17 protein-coding genes are annotated in these 14,831 nt (G+C 63.8%); 10 read left to right on the top strand and 7 right to left on the bottom strand.

The window, feature by feature from the left end; genetic code table 11:
- Positions 1 to 19: 19 nt before the first annotated feature.
- Positions 20 to 871 carry a 3,4-dihydroxyphenylacetate 2,3-dioxygenase gene (gene hpaD, locus GGR23_RS03210; RefSeq protein ID WP_183364674.1) on the top strand — a complete coding sequence of 284 codons (852 nt, stop codon included), beginning with the start codon at positions 20 to 22 and terminating at the stop codon, positions 869 to 871.
- A gap of 103 nt (positions 872 to 974) precedes the next feature.
- Here hpaD and GGR23_RS03215 read toward each other — a convergent pair whose 3' ends face one another.
- Positions 975 to 2,315: a L,D-transpeptidase gene (locus tag GGR23_RS03215; RefSeq protein WP_183364675.1), complete on the bottom strand. Its 1,341-nt coding sequence runs from the start codon at positions 2,313 to 2,315 to the stop codon at positions 975 to 977.
- Positions 2,316 to 2,492: 177 nt separating this feature from the next.
- Between GGR23_RS03215 and GGR23_RS03220 the strand changes: the two genes are divergently transcribed.
- The 4 genes from GGR23_RS03220 to GGR23_RS03235 all read left to right on the top strand — a co-directional run bounded on the left by GGR23_RS03220 (position 2,493) and on the right by GGR23_RS03235 (position 4,602).
- Positions 2,493 to 2,966 carry a MarR family winged helix-turn-helix transcriptional regulator gene (locus GGR23_RS03220; RefSeq protein WP_183364676.1) on the top strand — a complete coding sequence of 158 codons (474 nt, stop codon included), beginning with the start codon at positions 2,493 to 2,495 and terminating at the stop codon, positions 2,964 to 2,966.
- Positions 2,967 to 3,039: 73 nt separating this feature from the next.
- On the top strand, positions 3,040 to 3,834 hold the full coding sequence (locus GGR23_RS03225; RefSeq protein WP_183364917.1) for a DUF4432 family protein: 795 nt from the start codon (positions 3,040 to 3,042) through the stop codon (positions 3,832 to 3,834).
- Between the two features lie 57 nt (positions 3,835 to 3,891).
- Positions 3,892 to 4,230, top strand: coding sequence for a protein tyrosine phosphatase family protein (locus GGR23_RS03230; RefSeq protein WP_183364677.1), 339 nt, complete (start codon positions 3,892 to 3,894; stop codon positions 4,228 to 4,230).
- Positions 4,231 to 4,260: 30 nt separating this feature from the next.
- Positions 4,261 to 4,602 carry a RidA family protein gene (locus GGR23_RS03235; protein ID WP_183364678.1) on the top strand — a complete coding sequence of 114 codons (342 nt, stop codon included), beginning with the start codon at positions 4,261 to 4,263 and terminating at the stop codon, positions 4,600 to 4,602.
- Between the two features lie 70 nt (positions 4,603 to 4,672).
- Here the strand turns inward: GGR23_RS03235 and GGR23_RS03240 are convergent, their stop codons facing one another.
- Positions 4,673 to 6,232 carry a helicase HerA-like C-terminal domain-containing protein gene (locus GGR23_RS03240; protein WP_183364918.1) on the bottom strand — a complete coding sequence of 520 codons (1,560 nt, stop codon included), beginning with the start codon at positions 6,230 to 6,232 and terminating at the stop codon, positions 4,673 to 4,675.
- A 244-nt stretch (positions 6,233 to 6,476) separates the two neighbouring features.
- Here GGR23_RS03240 and GGR23_RS03245 point away from each other — a divergent pair, with 244 nt between their 5' ends.
- Positions 6,477 to 6,854, top strand: a complete 378-nt coding sequence (locus GGR23_RS03245) for a hypothetical protein (protein WP_183364679.1) — start codon at positions 6,477 to 6,479, stop codon at positions 6,852 to 6,854.
- A 78-nt stretch (positions 6,855 to 6,932) separates the two neighbouring features.
- On the opposite strand, the gene tam is transcribed toward GGR23_RS03245, so the two are convergent.
- From tam to GGR23_RS03270, 5 genes are all read right to left on the bottom strand, one after another.
- Positions 6,933 to 7,715: a trans-aconitate 2-methyltransferase gene (tam, locus tag GGR23_RS03250; RefSeq protein ID WP_183364680.1), complete on the bottom strand. Its 783-nt coding sequence runs from the start codon at positions 7,713 to 7,715 to the stop codon at positions 6,933 to 6,935.
- A complete protein-coding gene (locus GGR23_RS03255) occupies positions 7,712 to 8,398 on the bottom strand; it encodes a haloacid dehalogenase type II (RefSeq protein WP_183364681.1) in 687 nt (228 codons plus the stop codon). Before GGR23_RS03255 ends, tam begins: the two co-directional genes overlap by 4 nt.
- Positions 8,399 to 8,478: 80 nt before the next feature.
- Positions 8,479 to 9,570 carry a patatin-like phospholipase domain-containing protein gene (locus GGR23_RS03260; protein WP_183364682.1) on the bottom strand — a complete coding sequence of 364 codons (1,092 nt, stop codon included), beginning with the start codon at positions 9,568 to 9,570 and terminating at the stop codon, positions 8,479 to 8,481.
- Positions 9,571 to 9,667: 97 nt separating this feature from the next.
- The gene (locus tag GGR23_RS03265) at positions 9,668 to 10,708 is read right to left on the bottom strand and encodes a zinc-dependent alcohol dehydrogenase family protein (protein WP_183364683.1); all 1,041 of its coding nucleotides are present in this window, start codon (positions 10,706 to 10,708) and stop codon (positions 9,668 to 9,670) included.
- A gap of 113 nt (positions 10,709 to 10,821) precedes the next feature.
- Positions 10,822 to 11,157 (bottom strand): hypothetical protein, encoded by a 336-nt coding sequence (locus GGR23_RS03270; RefSeq protein WP_246364875.1) that lies wholly within the window; start codon positions 11,155 to 11,157, stop codon positions 10,822 to 10,824.
- 236 nt (positions 11,158 to 11,393) lie between these two features.
- Here GGR23_RS03270 and GGR23_RS03275 point away from each other — a divergent pair, with 236 nt between their 5' ends.
- The 4 genes from GGR23_RS03275 to GGR23_RS03290 all read left to right on the top strand — a co-directional run bounded on the left by GGR23_RS03275 (position 11,394) and on the right by GGR23_RS03290 (position 14,798).
- Positions 11,394 to 11,996, top strand: coding sequence for a superoxide dismutase (locus tag GGR23_RS03275; protein WP_183364684.1), 603 nt, complete (start codon positions 11,394 to 11,396; stop codon positions 11,994 to 11,996).
- Between the two features lie 209 nt (positions 11,997 to 12,205).
- Positions 12,206 to 12,850, top strand: coding sequence for a LysE family translocator (locus GGR23_RS03280; protein ID WP_183364685.1), 645 nt, complete (start codon positions 12,206 to 12,208; stop codon positions 12,848 to 12,850).
- 88 nt (positions 12,851 to 12,938) lie between these two features.
- On the top strand, positions 12,939 to 14,216 hold the full coding sequence (locus tag GGR23_RS03285) for a TCR/Tet family MFS transporter (protein ID WP_183364686.1): 1,278 nt from the start codon (positions 12,939 to 12,941) through the stop codon (positions 14,214 to 14,216).
- A gap of 138 nt (positions 14,217 to 14,354) precedes the next feature.
- A complete protein-coding gene (locus GGR23_RS03290; protein ID WP_183364687.1) occupies positions 14,355 to 14,798 on the top strand; it encodes a c-type cytochrome in 444 nt (147 codons plus the stop codon).
- The last annotated feature ends 33 nt before the right edge of the window (positions 14,799 to 14,831 follow it).

A 14,831-nucleotide genomic window follows, 5' to 3' on the forward strand; every position in this document is an offset into this window, starting at 1 on the left:
TCAAGGAGGAGGAGCCCTCATGAGCAACCTGAAACTGGCAGCCAAGATCACGCATGTACCGTCCATGTTCATTTCCGAACAGCCGGGCCCGAATTTCGGTTGCCGGTCGGCGGCGATCGAGGGTCTGAAGGAGATCGGGCGCCGGTGCGACGCGCTCGGTGTCGATACCATCGTCGTCTTCGACACCCACTGGCTGGTGAACACGGCCTATCACATCAATTCCCGCGCCCGGTACAAGGGCATTTACACCAGCAACGAGTTTCCCCACTTCATCCAGAACCTGGAATACGACTACCGGGGCGCACCCGAGCTTGGCGACGACATCGCACGCCGGGCGGCGGAAAAGGGTGTGCGGATGCTCTCCCACCACGTCGATACGCTCGAGGTGGAGTATGGCACGCTCGTGCCGATGCGCTACATCAATGCCGATGGCCGGTTCAGGGTTCTTTCGATTGCCGCCTGGTGCCCCTGGCACGAGATGGAAGACAGCGCGAAGATCGGCGCTTCCGTTCGGGAGGCCATCGAGGCCGGAAACGCCAATGTCGCGATACTCGCCTCCGGTTCGCTGTCGCATCGCATTCATGACAACAACGAAGCGGTTGCCGGCATCCACACCATCTCCGACGAGTTCTACAAGCAGGTGGATCTGCGCGTCCTCGACCTCTGGAAGCACGGCCAGAACAAGGAGTTCGTCTCCATGCTGCCGCTCTATTCGAAGGTCTGCCACGGAGAGGGTTTCATGCACAACACCGCGATGCTCTTCGGTGCGCTGGGCTGGGACGGCTATGCCGGCAAGGCGGAAATCCTGACCGATTACTTCACGTCGTCGGGAACGGGACAGGTGAATGCCGTCTTCCCGCTGGCGGCCTGAGCGGACACGCCCTCTCGAAAAAAATGCCCGGAGTTCGCTCCGGGCATTCTTCATTCAAGGCAATGTCAGGCGAGGCGACCCCCGCAACTGACCGGACCTGCGCTCAATCCACGAATTCGACGGTCACGCCGGGCTTTACCATCTTGCCGAGCTCGGTTGCGTCCCAGTTGGTGAGGCGGATGCAGCCGTGGCTCTGCGTCTTGCCGATCTTGGACGGTTCCGGCGTGCCGTGAATGCCATAGGTGGGCTTGGAAAGCGCGATCCAGACGGTGCCCACGGGGCCGTTCGGGCCCGGCGGAATGTTCAGGATCTTGTCGTTGTTGCCCTGCTGGAAGTTGATCTTCGGGTTGTAGGTGTAGCCCGGATTGAAGGCGATGCGCTGCACCTGCACCACGCCGGACGGCGAGGGCGTGTCGGAGGAGCCGATGGATGCAGGGTAAGCGGCGATCAGTTCGCCGCTCTCGCCATAGGCGAAGACCTGCTTGCGCGCCTTGTCTGCCAGAATGCGGGTTACCGTGCCGGTCTTCGGCGTGCCGGGATTGACCACCTTCACGATGGTTCCGGGGATGGTGAAATCGACGCCGGGATTGATTTCCTTCAGGTAATTCTCGTCCATGTGGAAACGTTCTGCGAGCATTTCCGTCACGGAGGTGTAGTTCAGCCCCGGCAGAAGGGCCTTCTGGGAGTAATCCTCGGGAATGGCCGCGACATAGGGGCCCGCGGCATCGGCGGGCGTGATCGTGTAGGTCGTGAAGGGCAGGCCGCCGGACAGGCGAAGCCGCTCCAGGATGTCCTCCATGTTGTTCGGATCGAGCTTCTCGCCGTTCACCTGTTCCCAGGCGGCCAGAGCCTTCGCAACATTCGAGCCGTTCTTGCCGTCGATGACACCGGGGGAAGAGCCCCCGCGATCAAGCAGGACCTGAAGGGCGGCAATCTCCGCCTTGTTCTTGCTGGTGATCGGCGCCGAGGCTTCCGGCGGAATGTCGAGCCCCGTGGAGTTGGGATCTATGCGCGTCGTATCCAGCGGCAGGCTGCCCTCCTCGGTCGGACCGAGGTCCGGGAGGGGCTGCTCGTCCAGCGGCTGCCGCGTGACCGCATCCGGTATGGCACCGGTCGAAAAATCCGGGTCGTCGGGATAGGCCGAGGCCTGCTCGTTGACCGAGCCGTCGTCCACGCCCGGGAGGTCGCCATTGAAGTAGCGGTCAGCCGGGACCTCGATCGCGACGAGGTTTCCATAGCCATCGACCAGAACGCGCTGTCCGTTGCGGTTGTAACGCACCCGCACCTCGTCCGGCGCGGGGACGTAATCCAGCAGCGTGCCGTCCGGCGCCATCAGCACCACGTCGCCGCGGGCATAGGCTTCCTGCGCCCGCGCCGGCGGGGCGGCGAGAAGGGCGGTGCTTCCGATCAGGGCAACGAGCAAGCTGGTTCGAGCGCGACGCATCACTTGTCTTTCTTCATTCACGTTTTGTTAAGCTAAGACACAGCAATTTGGACGCTAATATGGTAATCGTGAAAACTTGGTGAACAAAGTTTTAATCCCCGGCCTGTAGGCTCCTACAGGTCATAAATAATCGAGGGCGCCGCCGGGTTCCAGGCGACGGCCGGAGAGCGTTCACAAATGTCTGAAGCGGTGGGGGCTGCGCTCCCGTTCGACCTCGAGCAATTCCTGCCTTACCGCATGCAGCGGCTGACTGCGCTGCTCGCCGCAGATTTTTTTGCCAGCGCCGGTGACCGGGGCATGCTGGGATGGAACGAATGGTACGTGCTGACCGCCCTGCTTCGCGAGGAGGGGCTGACAGCAACGGACATCCACACGCGCTCCGGCCTCGGCAAGACCGCGATCAGCCGCGCCGTTTCCGCGCTGGAGGAGGCCGGCCTGATCAGCCGGGAGCGCGATCCCGCCGACAGGCGGGTGGAGCGCCTCGCCATCAGCGCCAGCGGCCGGTTGGAACAGGCCGACCTCGCCCGTCGCGCAACCGCCTATGCAAACCGCCTGCTTTCCCTGTGCGGCGCAGACGACATCCGCCGCATGGTGGCCCTGCTTGCGGCGATCGAGGAAAGCCTTGTCGCCAGCCGCGCCATCGGCCTGTGAGGCAGGATCCGTGAGCGCGCCGCTGCTGCTGTCCGGTCCCGACAACCTGACCATCGAGCTCGATCCGGGCTCGATGCTCGATCTGCGCCGTGTGATTGCCGGGGGCGTCGACTGGTCTCCCGGCCTGGCGATCGTCGATGATGGCGACCCGCGCATCCGCCATGCGCTTCAGGGCTTTCTGTTCACCTGCGGACCCGATCATGTCAGGCATCCTGAGCCGATTGCCTCGGGCGCGGGGCACTATCCGCTCCACGGCTCGGCGGCCGGGCATCGCGCGGTTGGAATCGAAAGCACTGCCGGTTCCTGCCGGGGCTCGATCCGCATCGGGCTGGCCGATGGCGGCGAGGCGCTCGTCGAGCGCCAATGGGAGATCGGTTCGGACGGATGGGTTTCGCTGCGGGACCGCCTGACCAACAGCGGCGGTGCGCCTTTTGCACCCATGATGATGTATCATACGAATATCGGCGGCGGCCTGCTCGGGCCGGAGACCCGGCTTGAGGGGGAGATGTTTCCCGATGGCGGGATGGCCTGGGATTTCTTCGACGATCCCGGCGGTGTCTTTTGCGTTCCCGCATCTCCGGTTGCGGAAATCGGCGGCGAGGCGGTCCTGCGCCTCGGTCCGGTGGCGCAGGCGGACGGGCTCACGCTCGAGGTCCGCTTTCCCACGCCTTCGCTTCCCCATCTGCAGATGTGGCGCGCCCGACGCGAAGGCGTGAACGTCCTGGGCATCGAGCCCTGCAGCCACCGCAGGGCAAAGCGGCAGGCCCTTGCCGAAGCGGGGGAACTTGCCGTTCTCGCTCCGGGGGAGATGCTGTCCTGCGGGCTTCGCTTCCGCTTTTCCCTTGCGGCCCGGCCTTCATCGCGTTGACGCGCCCGCCTGCCGCCATTAGATGGATGCAACCATTTCCAAGCGGAGGACGACAGCATGGATATCCGGCCCATCGATTCTGAATATTCCGTGAGCGGACAGATCACCGTCGAGGATCTCGATGCGATCAAGGCTCAGGGCTTCAAGTCCATCGTCTGCCACCGCCCGGATCACGAGCAGCCCGACCAGCCGGAATTCGCGGCGATCGCGGCCCGGGCAGAAGAGCTCGGCCTTTCCATCACCCACATTCCGGTAGGCCCCATGGGTGTGACGGCGGATGCCGTCCAGGCCATGGTGGATGCGCTCGATACCATGGAGCGCCCGATGCTCGGCTATTGCCGCTCCGGCGCCCGCTCGACGGCGATCTACCAGCAGACCGCCCATATCCGGAACTGATTTGACCATAAGCCCCAGAAGGAGCATTTCATGACCATCAAGCGTATCGAAGCCGGTCCCCGCATGAGCCAGGCCGTCATCCACGGCAACACGGTTTATCTCGCCGGTCAGGTTGGCGAAGGCGCCACCGTCACCGAGCAGAGCCGTTCGGCACTGGCCGAGGTCGACCGTCTTCTGGCCGCTGCCGGCACCGACAAGTCGAAGATCCTGCAGACCATCATCTATCTCTCCGACATGTCCACCTTCGCCGAGATGAACGCGGTCTGGGAAGCCTGGGTCGATCCCAACAACACGCCGGCCCGCGCGACCTCGCAGGGCGCGCTCGCAACGCCGGACTACAAGGTCGAATTCATCGTGACCGCCGCCCTCTGAGGCCGGTTCCGACGAACGGAAAACGAGAAACGCCCGGCCAAGGCCGGGCGTTTTTGCGTCTGGAATCTGCTCAGCGCTTGAGGCTGCCAAGGATGCCGCGCACCAGTGCACGGCCAACGGAGGAGGCAACGGAGCGGGCGACGCTCTTCATCGCGGCTTCCACCACCGTCTCGCGCTGGTAACCGGAACGGGGGCGAGGCTGCTCCCGCTCGTCATCCGCGGGCTTGTCGCCGAAGCCCGGAAGCGTCCAGCGTCCGCCGGCGGTTCCGTTGTCCTGCCCGGGCTGCGGTGCGCTCTGCTGGGGGGCGGGTTCCGGCTGGGCCGTCTTCGCCGCCCGTGCCATCAGGATCTCATAGGCCGACTCACGGTCTTCGTCGACGTCGTACTGGTTGGCGACCGGGCTCATCTGCATGACCTTCTGCCGCTCCTGATCGGTGATCGGTCCGAGGCGCGAGGACGGCGGACGGATGAGGGTGCGCTCCACCATCGAGGGCACGCCCTTCTCTTCCAGCATGGAGACCAGCGCCTCGCCGGTTCCCAGCGCCGTGATGGCGGTTGCGCAATCGAAGGTCGGGTTGGGGCGGAAGGTTTCCGCCGCGGTCTTCACGGCCCGCTGTTCGCGCGGGGTGTAGGCACGCAAGGCATGCTGCACGCGGTTGCCGAGCTGGGCCAGAACCGTTTCCGGCACGTCCATCGGGTTCTGCGTGACGAAATAGACGCCGACGCCCTTCGAGCGGATGAGGCGCACGACCTGCTCGACCCGCTGTATGAGCACCGGCGGCGCGTCGTTGAACAGGAGATGGGCCTCGTCGAAGAAGAATACCAGCCGCGGCTTTTCCGGGTCGCCCACTTCCGGCAGTTCCTCGAAAAGCTCCGAAAGCAGCCAGAGCAGGAAGGTCGCGTAGAGGCGGGGATTCATCATCAGCTTGTCTGCCGCCAGCACGGAGATCGCGCCGCGGCCGTCATTGGTGACGCGCATCATGTCGCTGATCTTCAGCGCCGGTTCGCCGAAGAAGTGGGCAGCGCCCTGCTGCTCGAGCACCAGGAGGGCGCGTTGCAGCGATCCGACGGATGCCTTGCTCACGAGACCATACTGGGCGGAAATCTCCTGCGCGTTCTCGGCCATGTAGTTCAGAAGGGCCTGCAGGTCCTTGAGGTCGAGAAGTGCCAGCCCGCCCTGGTCGGCCAGCTTGAAGGCAATGTTCAGCACGCCTTCCTGCGCTTCGGAGGCATTCATCAGGCGGGCGAGCAGCAGCGGCCCCATTTCCGCGATGGTGGTGCGGACACGATGGCCCTTCTCGCCGTAGAGATCCCAGAAGATGACCGGAAATTCCTCGAAGCCATAGGGGTCGAGGCCGATCTGCTCAGCGCGCTTGGCCAGGAAATCCTTGGCTTCGCCCATCTGCGAGATACCGGAGAGATCGCCTTTCACGTCGGCGCAGAAGACGGGCACGCCCGCATCGGAGAAGCCTTCGGCAAGCACCTGCAGGGTAACCGTCTTGCCGGTACCGGTCGCGCCGGTCACCAGGCCATGGCGGTTTCCGTAGCGCAGGTCGAGATATTCGCCCTTGTTGTTGGTGTCGTCAGGCTTGCGGCTCGTGCCGATGTAGATCTTTCCGTCCTGAAGCAGCACCGGTATCTCCCTTTCGTGTCCGGCAGCCGTCATGGCTGCCATTATGTGTTGAACAGGTTATAAATAACCCTGACGCGCAAGCAAGCATCTCTGCATCGCCACAGGCGACCGGACCGGCAATTGACAGGCGGCCTGAGTCGCCGTCACCCTGCGACAGGAATTCAGGGTCGGAAGGCTTGAGTTTCCCGCCGGGGTTCTTTACCTTGACGTTAACGTAACAGTTCAGCCTTGGGAGATTTGCATGAACGAACTCGTGACTCAGGTAGCCGATCGTGTGGGTATCGATCCGGCGACAGCGGAAAAGGCCATCGGCATGATGCTGGCCTTCCTGCAGAAGGAAGGCGATGGCGATGCAGTGGCAAAGATGATCGCCGCCATTCCGGGTGCGGCCGATCTTGCTGCCAATGCCTCCGGCGGCGGCGGCATGCTCGGCGGCCTGATGAGCGCCATGGGCGGAGGCGTGATGGCTCTCGGCCAGCAGCTGATGTCCCAGGGCCTCGGCATGGGCGAGATCACCGGCCTTGCGCGCGAAACCATGGCCGTTGCCCGGCAGTATGCCGGTGCCGACGTGGTGGACGAAGTCGTGGCCTCCGTTCCGGGCCTCAGCCAGTTCGTCTGATACGGCGTTCCCTGCTGACTATCACGGCATGACCAGCCCCGGATGCGCCCAACCGCGCAGCCGGGGTTTTTCGCATCCTCAGTCCCGGGCCGCCACGACGAAGAGGCGCGGCATCGCCAAGAGCACCGAGCCATCGCCGAGTGGGGGATAGGCCTCGCCGATGGCCGCGCTGTAGGCTGCGAGATAGGCCTGCACACTCGATGCCCCTGCCTTTTCCTCCAGACGGTCGAGATAGGGCCGCAGGCCTGCGCCGCGCACGAAGTCGACAATGCCTTCCGAACCGGCAAGGCGATGGTAATAGGTCGTCCGCCAGACGGTGACCGAGAACCCCTCGCTTCCCAGGACCTGCACGTACTCCCGCGGCTGCGGAAGGGGTGTCCGCGTCGGCGGCTTCCCTTCGAAGGCCTCCAGAAATTCGGGGCTTCCCGCAATCTCCTCCATCAGCCGATGGGTCGGCTCTTCCAGATTGTCGGGCATCTGGATCGCGAGCATGCCGCCGGGCGCGAGGCAGGTGCCAAGTTCCCGGAGAAGCGGCAGGTGGTCCGGAACCCAATGGAAAACGGCATTGGAAAAGAGAAGATCGACCGGACTGTCCGGTCTCCATGAGGTGACATCCGCCTGCGTGACCGTGATGTCCGGAAGCCTGCGCCGCGCCGCGTCCACCATGGCGGCATCGCTGTCGAGTGCGAGAATCGCCGCTCCTGGAAACCGCCGTGCCAGCGCCTCCGTCGAGTTTCCCGGGCCGCAGCCCATGTCGACGATACGCTGTGGCTTCGCATCGCCAAGCGCCCGGATGAGGTCCGCGCAGGGGCGGTTCCGCTCCTCCTCGAAGCGGCTGTATCGGACAGGTTCCCAGCTCATGCTTCGCCCTCGCGCAGGGCCGAAAGGCCCGTCAGCGACGGCAGCACGTGCCGGGGAGGAAGGTCCCGGTATTCGAGCGGCAGCCCCTGCCGGTTGATCCAGACGCAACGGAAGCCGAAGGCGGTCGCTCCCGCTATGTCCCACCCATTGGACGACTGGAAGGAGATCTGCCCGGGCGTGCATCCGAAACGGGACGTGGCAAGCTCATAGGTCGCCGGCACGGTCTTGAAGCGGGAAAGCCCGTCCACGGAAAGAATGGCATCGAACTGGGGCGCGAGGCCCGCGCGCGTCACGGCTTTCTCCAGCATGGCCGGCGTGCCGTTGGAAAGGATTGCCAGCTTTGCCCCCGCCGCCTTCAGGGCCTCCAGCTCCGCCTTCGCTTCGGGAAAGGCATCGAGCGTCGCGTAGGCATCGAGCAGCGCCGGCTTCAGGGCCCTGTCGGCTTCCGGGAAGCGTTGGAAGCAGTAATCGAGCGCATCTTCCGTGATGTGCCAGAAGTCACGATACCGGCCGGACATGGTGCGGATCCAGCTGTATTCCAGCTGGCGTGCGCGCCAGAGGTCGGAGAAGGGCTGGAGCGACGGCCCAAGCCTCTCCCCGACGCGGCGGACTGCGGAATGCACGTCGAAAAGCGTGCCATAGGCATCGAAGACATAGACGGGAAAGACGGCTTGGGCTGGCATGGCGGTTTCCTCCTCGGAAGGCCGAGGATAGACCGTGCTCCGTCGACCGCAAGCCGGAACCGGAATGCCCGCCGAAAGTATCAGGCAAAGACCGGCGCGGCTTCCCCGCGATAGGCCGGCTTTGCCTGTCCCTCCGTCATCCGCCAGACGATCTCGTCGAGCAGGGCATCGTTTTCGGCAATGATGCGGTGTCCGTCCTCGATGAGCGCGCGGATGTTTTCCGGCCGCAGGTCGTTGATGGCGAGGTTGCCCTGGCGCAAGGCTCCGTTCACGCGGTAGTAGTTCAGCGAATGACGGTTGGCCGGGGTCAACCGGGTCGCGATGCCGTCGAAGCTGGTCGCATCGCGGTTGATCAGGCTTGTCAGCAGCTGCGGCGCCGGGCATTCGAGCTCTCGGGCAAAGCCGACGAGCGGCGGCGTGACGGAGGCCAGCGACTGGCCATGGCTTCCGGCATGCAGGGCATCGAAATAGGGAAGCGGCTGCCGGTCGAGGCCGACGCCGAGCGAAACGAGGATCACTTCCGAGCCGGGGATGGTCCAGCGCACCCGGTTTGCCTCCACATACGCGCACATGGAGGGGTCGGTGGCCATGGTACCCCCGCTCATGAAGGGGATGAGCGGCGTGCCGCGCGGTTTTTTCTTCGAGAGGTTTTCAACCATGGCCGGAGCGAACATTTCCGGCGTGGCGCAACTGCCCCGCAGCGCCTGCCACACGTAGAAATCCGAATAGCCGCCTTCGAGATTGCTGAAGATCACGGCGCGGCGGTTCATCATGTCATAGGCGGGAATGAGAAGGCCGGTCTTGGCGGCGGTGAACGTCGTCTGCTCGCCGAATCGCCAGCGCAGGTTGCTTTCGAACACGTCGGGCGAATAGGGACCCGGTCCTGAAACCTCTTCCGGGTGATCGAACATGAAGCCGTGGTCATGCTGGAACATGTCGAAGATCTCGTCCGCCGTGCTGGTGGCGAAATCGGCGGGGTAGGGCTTCTCGACGCAGAGTGCCGCTGCGATCACGGCGCTGAGACCGCAGCCGGACACCAGATCCACATAGTGGTGTAGGCTCTCGCGCATGCTCGCCCGGCGCAGCCGCTTTTCCAGTTCCATCAGTACCATAACGGGCAGGATGCAGCGAATGCCCGCATTGTCGATGGACAGAATGACCCTCTTGCGCATGAGATTCCTTTCAAATTGATTTTCGTGATAAAATCCTTATAATCTAAAGTATAAGTGTGCGCGTCCCGATTGCAAGCCTTTGCTTTAGGAAAACGTTTTAAAATCTGGTGATGACCGAAATTCCGTTTTCCGTCGCGCGATCGAGCGCGGTGAGGAGGGGAACGGCTTCTTCCAGGCTGACATGCCGGCCGATCAGTTTACGGGGGTCGAGCTTGCCGCCGGTGATCATGGCCAGCATGTCCTCGTAGCGCCAGGCCTGCATGCCGTGGCTGCCGTAGATCTCAAGTTCGTGGGCAATGACCTGTCCCATGGGGATCTGAGGTGCGGAATGGCTGCCGAGCATCAGGCCGACCTGCACATGGCGACCCCGCCTGCGAAGGTTGCGGATGGAATTGCAGCAGGTCGTGGTATGGCCGAGCGCGTCGATGGAGACATGCGCGCCGCCGCCCGTGATTTCGCGCACGGCCTCCACCACATCGGCGGACCCTGCACCATTGATGGTGGCGGCTGCGCCGGCGCCGCGCGCCAGCGCGAGCTTGTCCTCGGCGATATCGACGGCAACCACATTGGCACCGAGCGCGGAGGCGATCATGATGGCGGACAGGCCGACTCCACCGGCCCCGTGAACGGCGACCCATTCGCCGCCGCGGACCTTGCCCTGATCGGCAATGGCCCGGAAGGCCGTGGCGAAGCGGCATCCCAGGCTGGCGGCCGTGGCGTAGTCCACTTCTTCGGGCAGCTTCACCAGATTGGTGTCGGCATAGGCGATGGCAACATATTCCGCAAACGAGCCCCAGTGGGTGAAGCCCGGCTGGAACTGGTAGGGGCAGACCTGATGATTGCCGGAATGGCACTCGCTGCAGCGGCCGCAGCCCGAGACGAAGGGCACGGTCACCCGGTCTCCCAGCTTGTAGCGCATGACGTTCTTGCCCTTGGCGACGATGCGGCCGGCCAGCTCGTGTCCGGGCACGTGGGGCAGGGTGATGTCGGGATCGTGTCCCATCCATCCGTGCCAGTCCGACCGGCAGAGGGCGGTCGCTTCCACCTTGATCACGACGCCATCCTCGGTCGGCTCGGGATCCGGCAGGATGCGGATCTCGGGTGTGACGCCAAAGGCTTCGTAATACATGGCTTTCATGACTTCATCCTCTGCTGTGAGGGTCGAGGATTGCACGGCCCATCCGCGACAGAAAGCGACAAAGGTGCCATCTCCTGTCGCAAAGCCGACACGTCGTGCCGGCCCGGACGGCGTTATTTCGCGATCTTCAGCAGGTCCGGCCCAAGCTCGCTTCCCACCTCCGCCTTTCGGCTCTGCTTGTCGAAGACGCAGATGACGGAGCCCGTGCCTCCTGCCTTCAGCTTGCCGGTGACGATGGCAAGACCGTAGCGCTCGCTGCCATAGGGGTCGACGACGACCCGCGGCTTGGAAAAGCTGTCGCCGGTCGCCGCCTTGCAGGCCGCGGCGACCTCCTTGCCGAAGGCTGCCCAGGAATCATCGGAGGAGGCGCGGGCGGAGAGCGTGCCGAGGCCGAGCGAAAGGCCGGCCAGCATCAGAAGCGAACAGGGGCGGGCTGAGAACAGGGTCATCATCATGCCTTCCTTGAAATCGTGTGGTTCTCGTGTCCCGACGGCCCGGGACCTGCGCATACGGCCACGGAGGCCCCCGCCGGTCAAGCGGAGCGCACGGGAGGGGCCAACCGCTCGCACCGGTCGCCGAAACGGGGAATTTTGACGTTTGGAAGGTTGCCTCGTGGACATTCCGCACCTATGTTCCGGCACGACCGATGCCTCTTTAACGCATCCTGTTGCCAAAGGAGAAAACCATGGCCTTCGAATTGCCCGAACTTCCCTATGATTACGATGCGCTCGCCCCGTTCATGTCGCGCGAGACCCTCGAATATCATCACGACAAGCACCACAAGGCGTATGTCGACAACGGCAACAAGCTGGCTGCTGAAGCCGGCATGGAAGGCCTTTCCCTCGAAGAGATCGTGAAGCAGTCCTTCGGCAAGAATGCCGGCCTGTTCAACAACGCCGGTCAGCACTACAACCACATCCACTTCTGGAAGTGGATGAAGAAGGGCGGCGGCGGCAACAAGCTGCCGGGCAAGCTGGAAGCAGCCATCAATTCCGACCTCGGCGGCTTCGACAAGTTCCGCGCCGATTTCATCGCTGCCGGCACCACCCAGTTCGGTTCGGGCTGGGCATGGCTCTCCGTCAAGAACGGCAAGCTCGAGATCTCGAAGACCCCGAACGGCGAAAACCCGCTGGTCCACGGCGCATCGCCGATCCTCGGCGTCGACGTCTGGGAACATTCCTACTACATCGACTACCGCAACGCCCGTCCGAAGTACCTCGAAGCCTTCGTCGACAGCCTGATCAACTGGGATTACGTGCTGGAAATGTACGAAGCTGCCGCGAAGTAAGTGCGACAAAGCCCGGGATTTTCCGAAACCGGCGGCCCTTGGCCGCCGGTTTTTTCGTTTGTGCGACAGACGGCGCGTCTCTTTTCACTCCCGCCTCATCCATCAGCCGCGCGCACGGTAATCATAAAATCATTTCATCCTTCCGCGCCTGTTGTTTGTTCACGTTTTGTGCCAGAACAATACGCAATCAGGAGTGAGGGAAAACAATCATGAGTTACGCCGCCAACCTGTGGCTCTTCTTCGTGCTGCTGTTCGGGATCATTCTGGTGCCCGGCATGGACTCGCTGTTCGTGCTGGCAAACGGCCTCAACGGCGGACGGAAGGCGGGTCTCGCGGCCGTCGCCGGCATCGTGGCCGGCGGGGTCTTTCATTCCGTCTATGGTGTCTTCGGCGCCGGGCTGGTGGCGCAGAAGCTACCGGCGCTCTATCTCGTCATGCTGCTGGCGGGCGGCGGCTACATGCTGTGGATCGGCTTTTCGCTCATCAGAAGCTCCATCCGCGTGGACCATGTGCCCGATGAACTGATCACCCGCCGCGGCTGGTGGGGCATCTTTCGCCAGGGCATGATCACCTGCCTGCTGAATCCGAAGGCCTATCTCTTCACGCTGGCGGTCTTTCCCCAGTACATCAAGCCGGCCTATGGGCCGCTCTGGGCGCAGGCGGTGGTGATGGGCCTGATGGTGGCGGGAACCCAGCTCGGGGTCTACGGCTCGCTTGCACTGGCCGCCGGCAAGGCAAGGAGCTTCCTGCTGGGAAAGCCGCAGGCCACGGTCTGGACCGGGCGGATCGCCGGAGCCGTCCTGATCGTGGTCACGCTCTTGACCTTGTGGAATGGCCTGAGCGGCCACTGGTAATCGCCCCTCCCGCCCGCCACGGGCGGGAGCGCTTGACTTTCCCGGCCTATCCAATAGCGTTCACCGCCTTTCCAGAAGGACGATTTTCATGACCGAAGCCCGTTATCCCGGAGGAGCCGGCCGGGGCCGCTCTCCAGCCTTCATCTTCATATTTCTGACCGTGCTGCTCGACATGCTGTCGATCGGGATCATCATTCCGGTCCTGCCAAAGCTGATCCTTCACTTCACCGGTGGCGAGTTCAACCGCGCGGCCGAGATGCTGGGGATCTTCATGTCCGTCTGGGCCCTCATGCAGTTCATCGCATCGCCGGTGATCGGCGCGCTCTCCGACCGGTTCGGTCGCCGGCCGGTCATCCTGGCATCCAATCTCGGTCTCGGTCTCGACTATCTGCTGATGGCGCTTGCGCCCGCGCTGTGGGTGCTGTTCGTGGGGCGGGTGCTCGCGGGCATCTTTTCCGCCACCGTCTCGGCGGCGCAGGCCTATATCGCCGACATCACGCCGCCGGAAAAGCGGGCTGCGTCCTTCGGCATGCTGGGTGCTGCCTTCGGCCTCGGTTTCGTGCTGGGGCCGGCGGTCGGCGGTATTCTCGGCCACTACGATCTGCGGCTGCCGTTCTTTGCCGCGGCGGCCATGAGCCTTGCCAATTTCCTCTACGGTTTCTTCGTGCTGCCGGAATCGCTGAAACCCGAGCTTCGTGCGCCCTTCAGGCCGCGCTCGGTCAATCCCGCCACCACGCTCGCGCTCCTCAGGCGCACGCCGGAGCTCGGCCGTCTCGGCTTCATCACCTTCATCATCATGCTGGCGCATCAGGTGCTGCCGGCCTGCGCGGTGCTCTACATGGGGCTGCGGTATGGATGGCAGGAGCGGGAAGTGGGCTTTCTGCTGGCCGGGGTGGGCGTTGCCGGCATGATCGTGCAGGGAGGGCTCGTGCGACCGGTCGTCAAGGCGATCGGCGAGAAGAAGGCGATGCTGCTGGGCCTGACGGCCGGGGCCATGGGCTTTGCACTCTACGGCTGGGCGCCGACGGGAGCGGTTTTCATGATGGGCGTACCGGTCATGGCCCTGTGGGGCTTTGCCCAGCCGTCCGTCACCGCGCTGATGACCAAGGAAGTGTCTGCGGAGGAGCAGGGCCGACTGCAGGGCGCAAGCGCCAGCCTTGGCGGTCTCTCCGGCATGATCGGCCCCTGGGCCTTCGCCTATGCCTTTGCCTATGCGGTCGATCCGGTGAACGGCCTGAACCTGCCGGGACTTCCCTTCTTCGCGGCATCGGTGCTGATGGTTCTGGGGCTTGCCGCAGGTCTTGGCGTGCGAGCCAGTCTTCGGCCGGGACCGGAGCTCGCCGGCAGCGCAGAGCGGGTGGAGTAACCCTTTTCCAGCAGCCCGTGCTGCCCGCCATCACAGGCTTGTGACTTCAACGCATCGTTGTTCCTTGCCATCATGGCGCGGCATAACAACTCGGGGGCGTCAGCAGCAGTAGCGCGAACCGATAGAGGAGAGGAACTCATGAAGCTGAAAACCCTGATGGCTGCCGCCATTGCCGTGAACTTCGCGGGCGTTTCGCTTGCGACCGCCGCCGAACCGCAGGAAATGCGCAAGGAGATGATGGAGAAGATCGGCAAGGCCATGGGGGGCCTGGTCGGGATCGTCAAGGGCAAGACCGCCTATGACGCCGAGGTCGTGAAAGCCTCCCTCACCACCATCTCGGAGAACATCAAGGCGTTCCCCGACCAGTTCCCGAAGGGCTCCGAGACCGGACACAAGACCGAAGCCTCGCCAAAGATCTGGGAGAACTTCGATGACTTCAAGTCGAAGGCAGCCAAGCTGCATGACGATGCCGAAGCCCTGCTTGCAGCGCTTCCCGCCGATCAGGCTGCCGTCGGCGCTGCGGTAAAGACGCTCGGAGCCGATTGCGGCGCCTGTCACGAGACCTATCGCCTGAAGGACTGACCGGTTCTTCGGCCTGAATTTACGTGGCGCGCC

The sequence above is a fragment of the Gellertiella hungarica genome, assembly GCF_014197145.1.
Taxonomy (GTDB): Bacteria; Pseudomonadota; Alphaproteobacteria; order Rhizobiales; family Rhizobiaceae; genus Gellertiella; species Gellertiella hungarica.

What these genes read in the sequence shown, in the direction of transcription:
- hpaD (WP_183364674.1), top strand. Translation starts at nt 20, where the DNA reads ATGAGCAACCTGAAACTGGCAGCCAAGATCACGCATGTACCGTCCATG.
- GGR23_RS03215 (WP_183364675.1), bottom strand. Translation starts at nt 2,315, where the DNA reads ATGCGTCGCGCTCGAACCAGCTTGCTCGTTGCCCTGATCGGAAGCACC.
- GGR23_RS03220 (WP_183364676.1), top strand. Translation starts at nt 2,493, where the DNA reads ATGTCTGAAGCGGTGGGGGCTGCGCTCCCGTTCGACCTCGAGCAATTC.
- GGR23_RS03225 (WP_183364917.1), top strand. Translation starts at nt 3,040, where the DNA reads ATGCTCGATCTGCGCCGTGTGATTGCCGGGGGCGTCGACTGGTCTCCC.
- GGR23_RS03230 (WP_183364677.1), top strand. Translation starts at nt 3,892, where the DNA reads ATGGATATCCGGCCCATCGATTCTGAATATTCCGTGAGCGGACAGATC.
- GGR23_RS03235 (WP_183364678.1), top strand. Translation starts at nt 4,261, where the DNA reads ATGACCATCAAGCGTATCGAAGCCGGTCCCCGCATGAGCCAGGCCGTC.
- GGR23_RS03245 (WP_183364679.1), top strand. Translation starts at nt 6,477, where the DNA reads ATGAACGAACTCGTGACTCAGGTAGCCGATCGTGTGGGTATCGATCCG.
- tam (WP_183364680.1), bottom strand. Translation starts at nt 7,715, where the DNA reads ATGAGCTGGGAACCTGTCCGATACAGCCGCTTCGAGGAGGAGCGGAAC.
- GGR23_RS03255 (WP_183364681.1), bottom strand. Translation starts at nt 8,398, where the DNA reads ATGCCAGCCCAAGCCGTCTTTCCCGTCTATGTCTTCGATGCCTATGGC.
- GGR23_RS03260 (WP_183364682.1), bottom strand. Translation starts at nt 9,570, where the DNA reads ATGCGCAAGAGGGTCATTCTGTCCATCGACAATGCGGGCATTCGCTGC.
- GGR23_RS03265 (WP_183364683.1), bottom strand. Translation starts at nt 10,708, where the DNA reads ATGAAAGCCATGTATTACGAAGCCTTTGGCGTCACACCCGAGATCCGC.
- GGR23_RS03270 (WP_246364875.1), bottom strand. Translation starts at nt 11,157, where the DNA reads ATGACCCTGTTCTCAGCCCGCCCCTGTTCGCTTCTGATGCTGGCCGGC.
- GGR23_RS03275 (WP_183364684.1), top strand. Translation starts at nt 11,394, where the DNA reads ATGGCCTTCGAATTGCCCGAACTTCCCTATGATTACGATGCGCTCGCC.
- GGR23_RS03280 (WP_183364685.1), top strand. Translation starts at nt 12,206, where the DNA reads ATGAGTTACGCCGCCAACCTGTGGCTCTTCTTCGTGCTGCTGTTCGGG.
- GGR23_RS03285 (WP_183364686.1), top strand. Translation starts at nt 12,939, where the DNA reads ATGACCGAAGCCCGTTATCCCGGAGGAGCCGGCCGGGGCCGCTCTCCA.
- GGR23_RS03290 (WP_183364687.1), top strand. Translation starts at nt 14,355, where the DNA reads ATGAAGCTGAAAACCCTGATGGCTGCCGCCATTGCCGTGAACTTCGCG.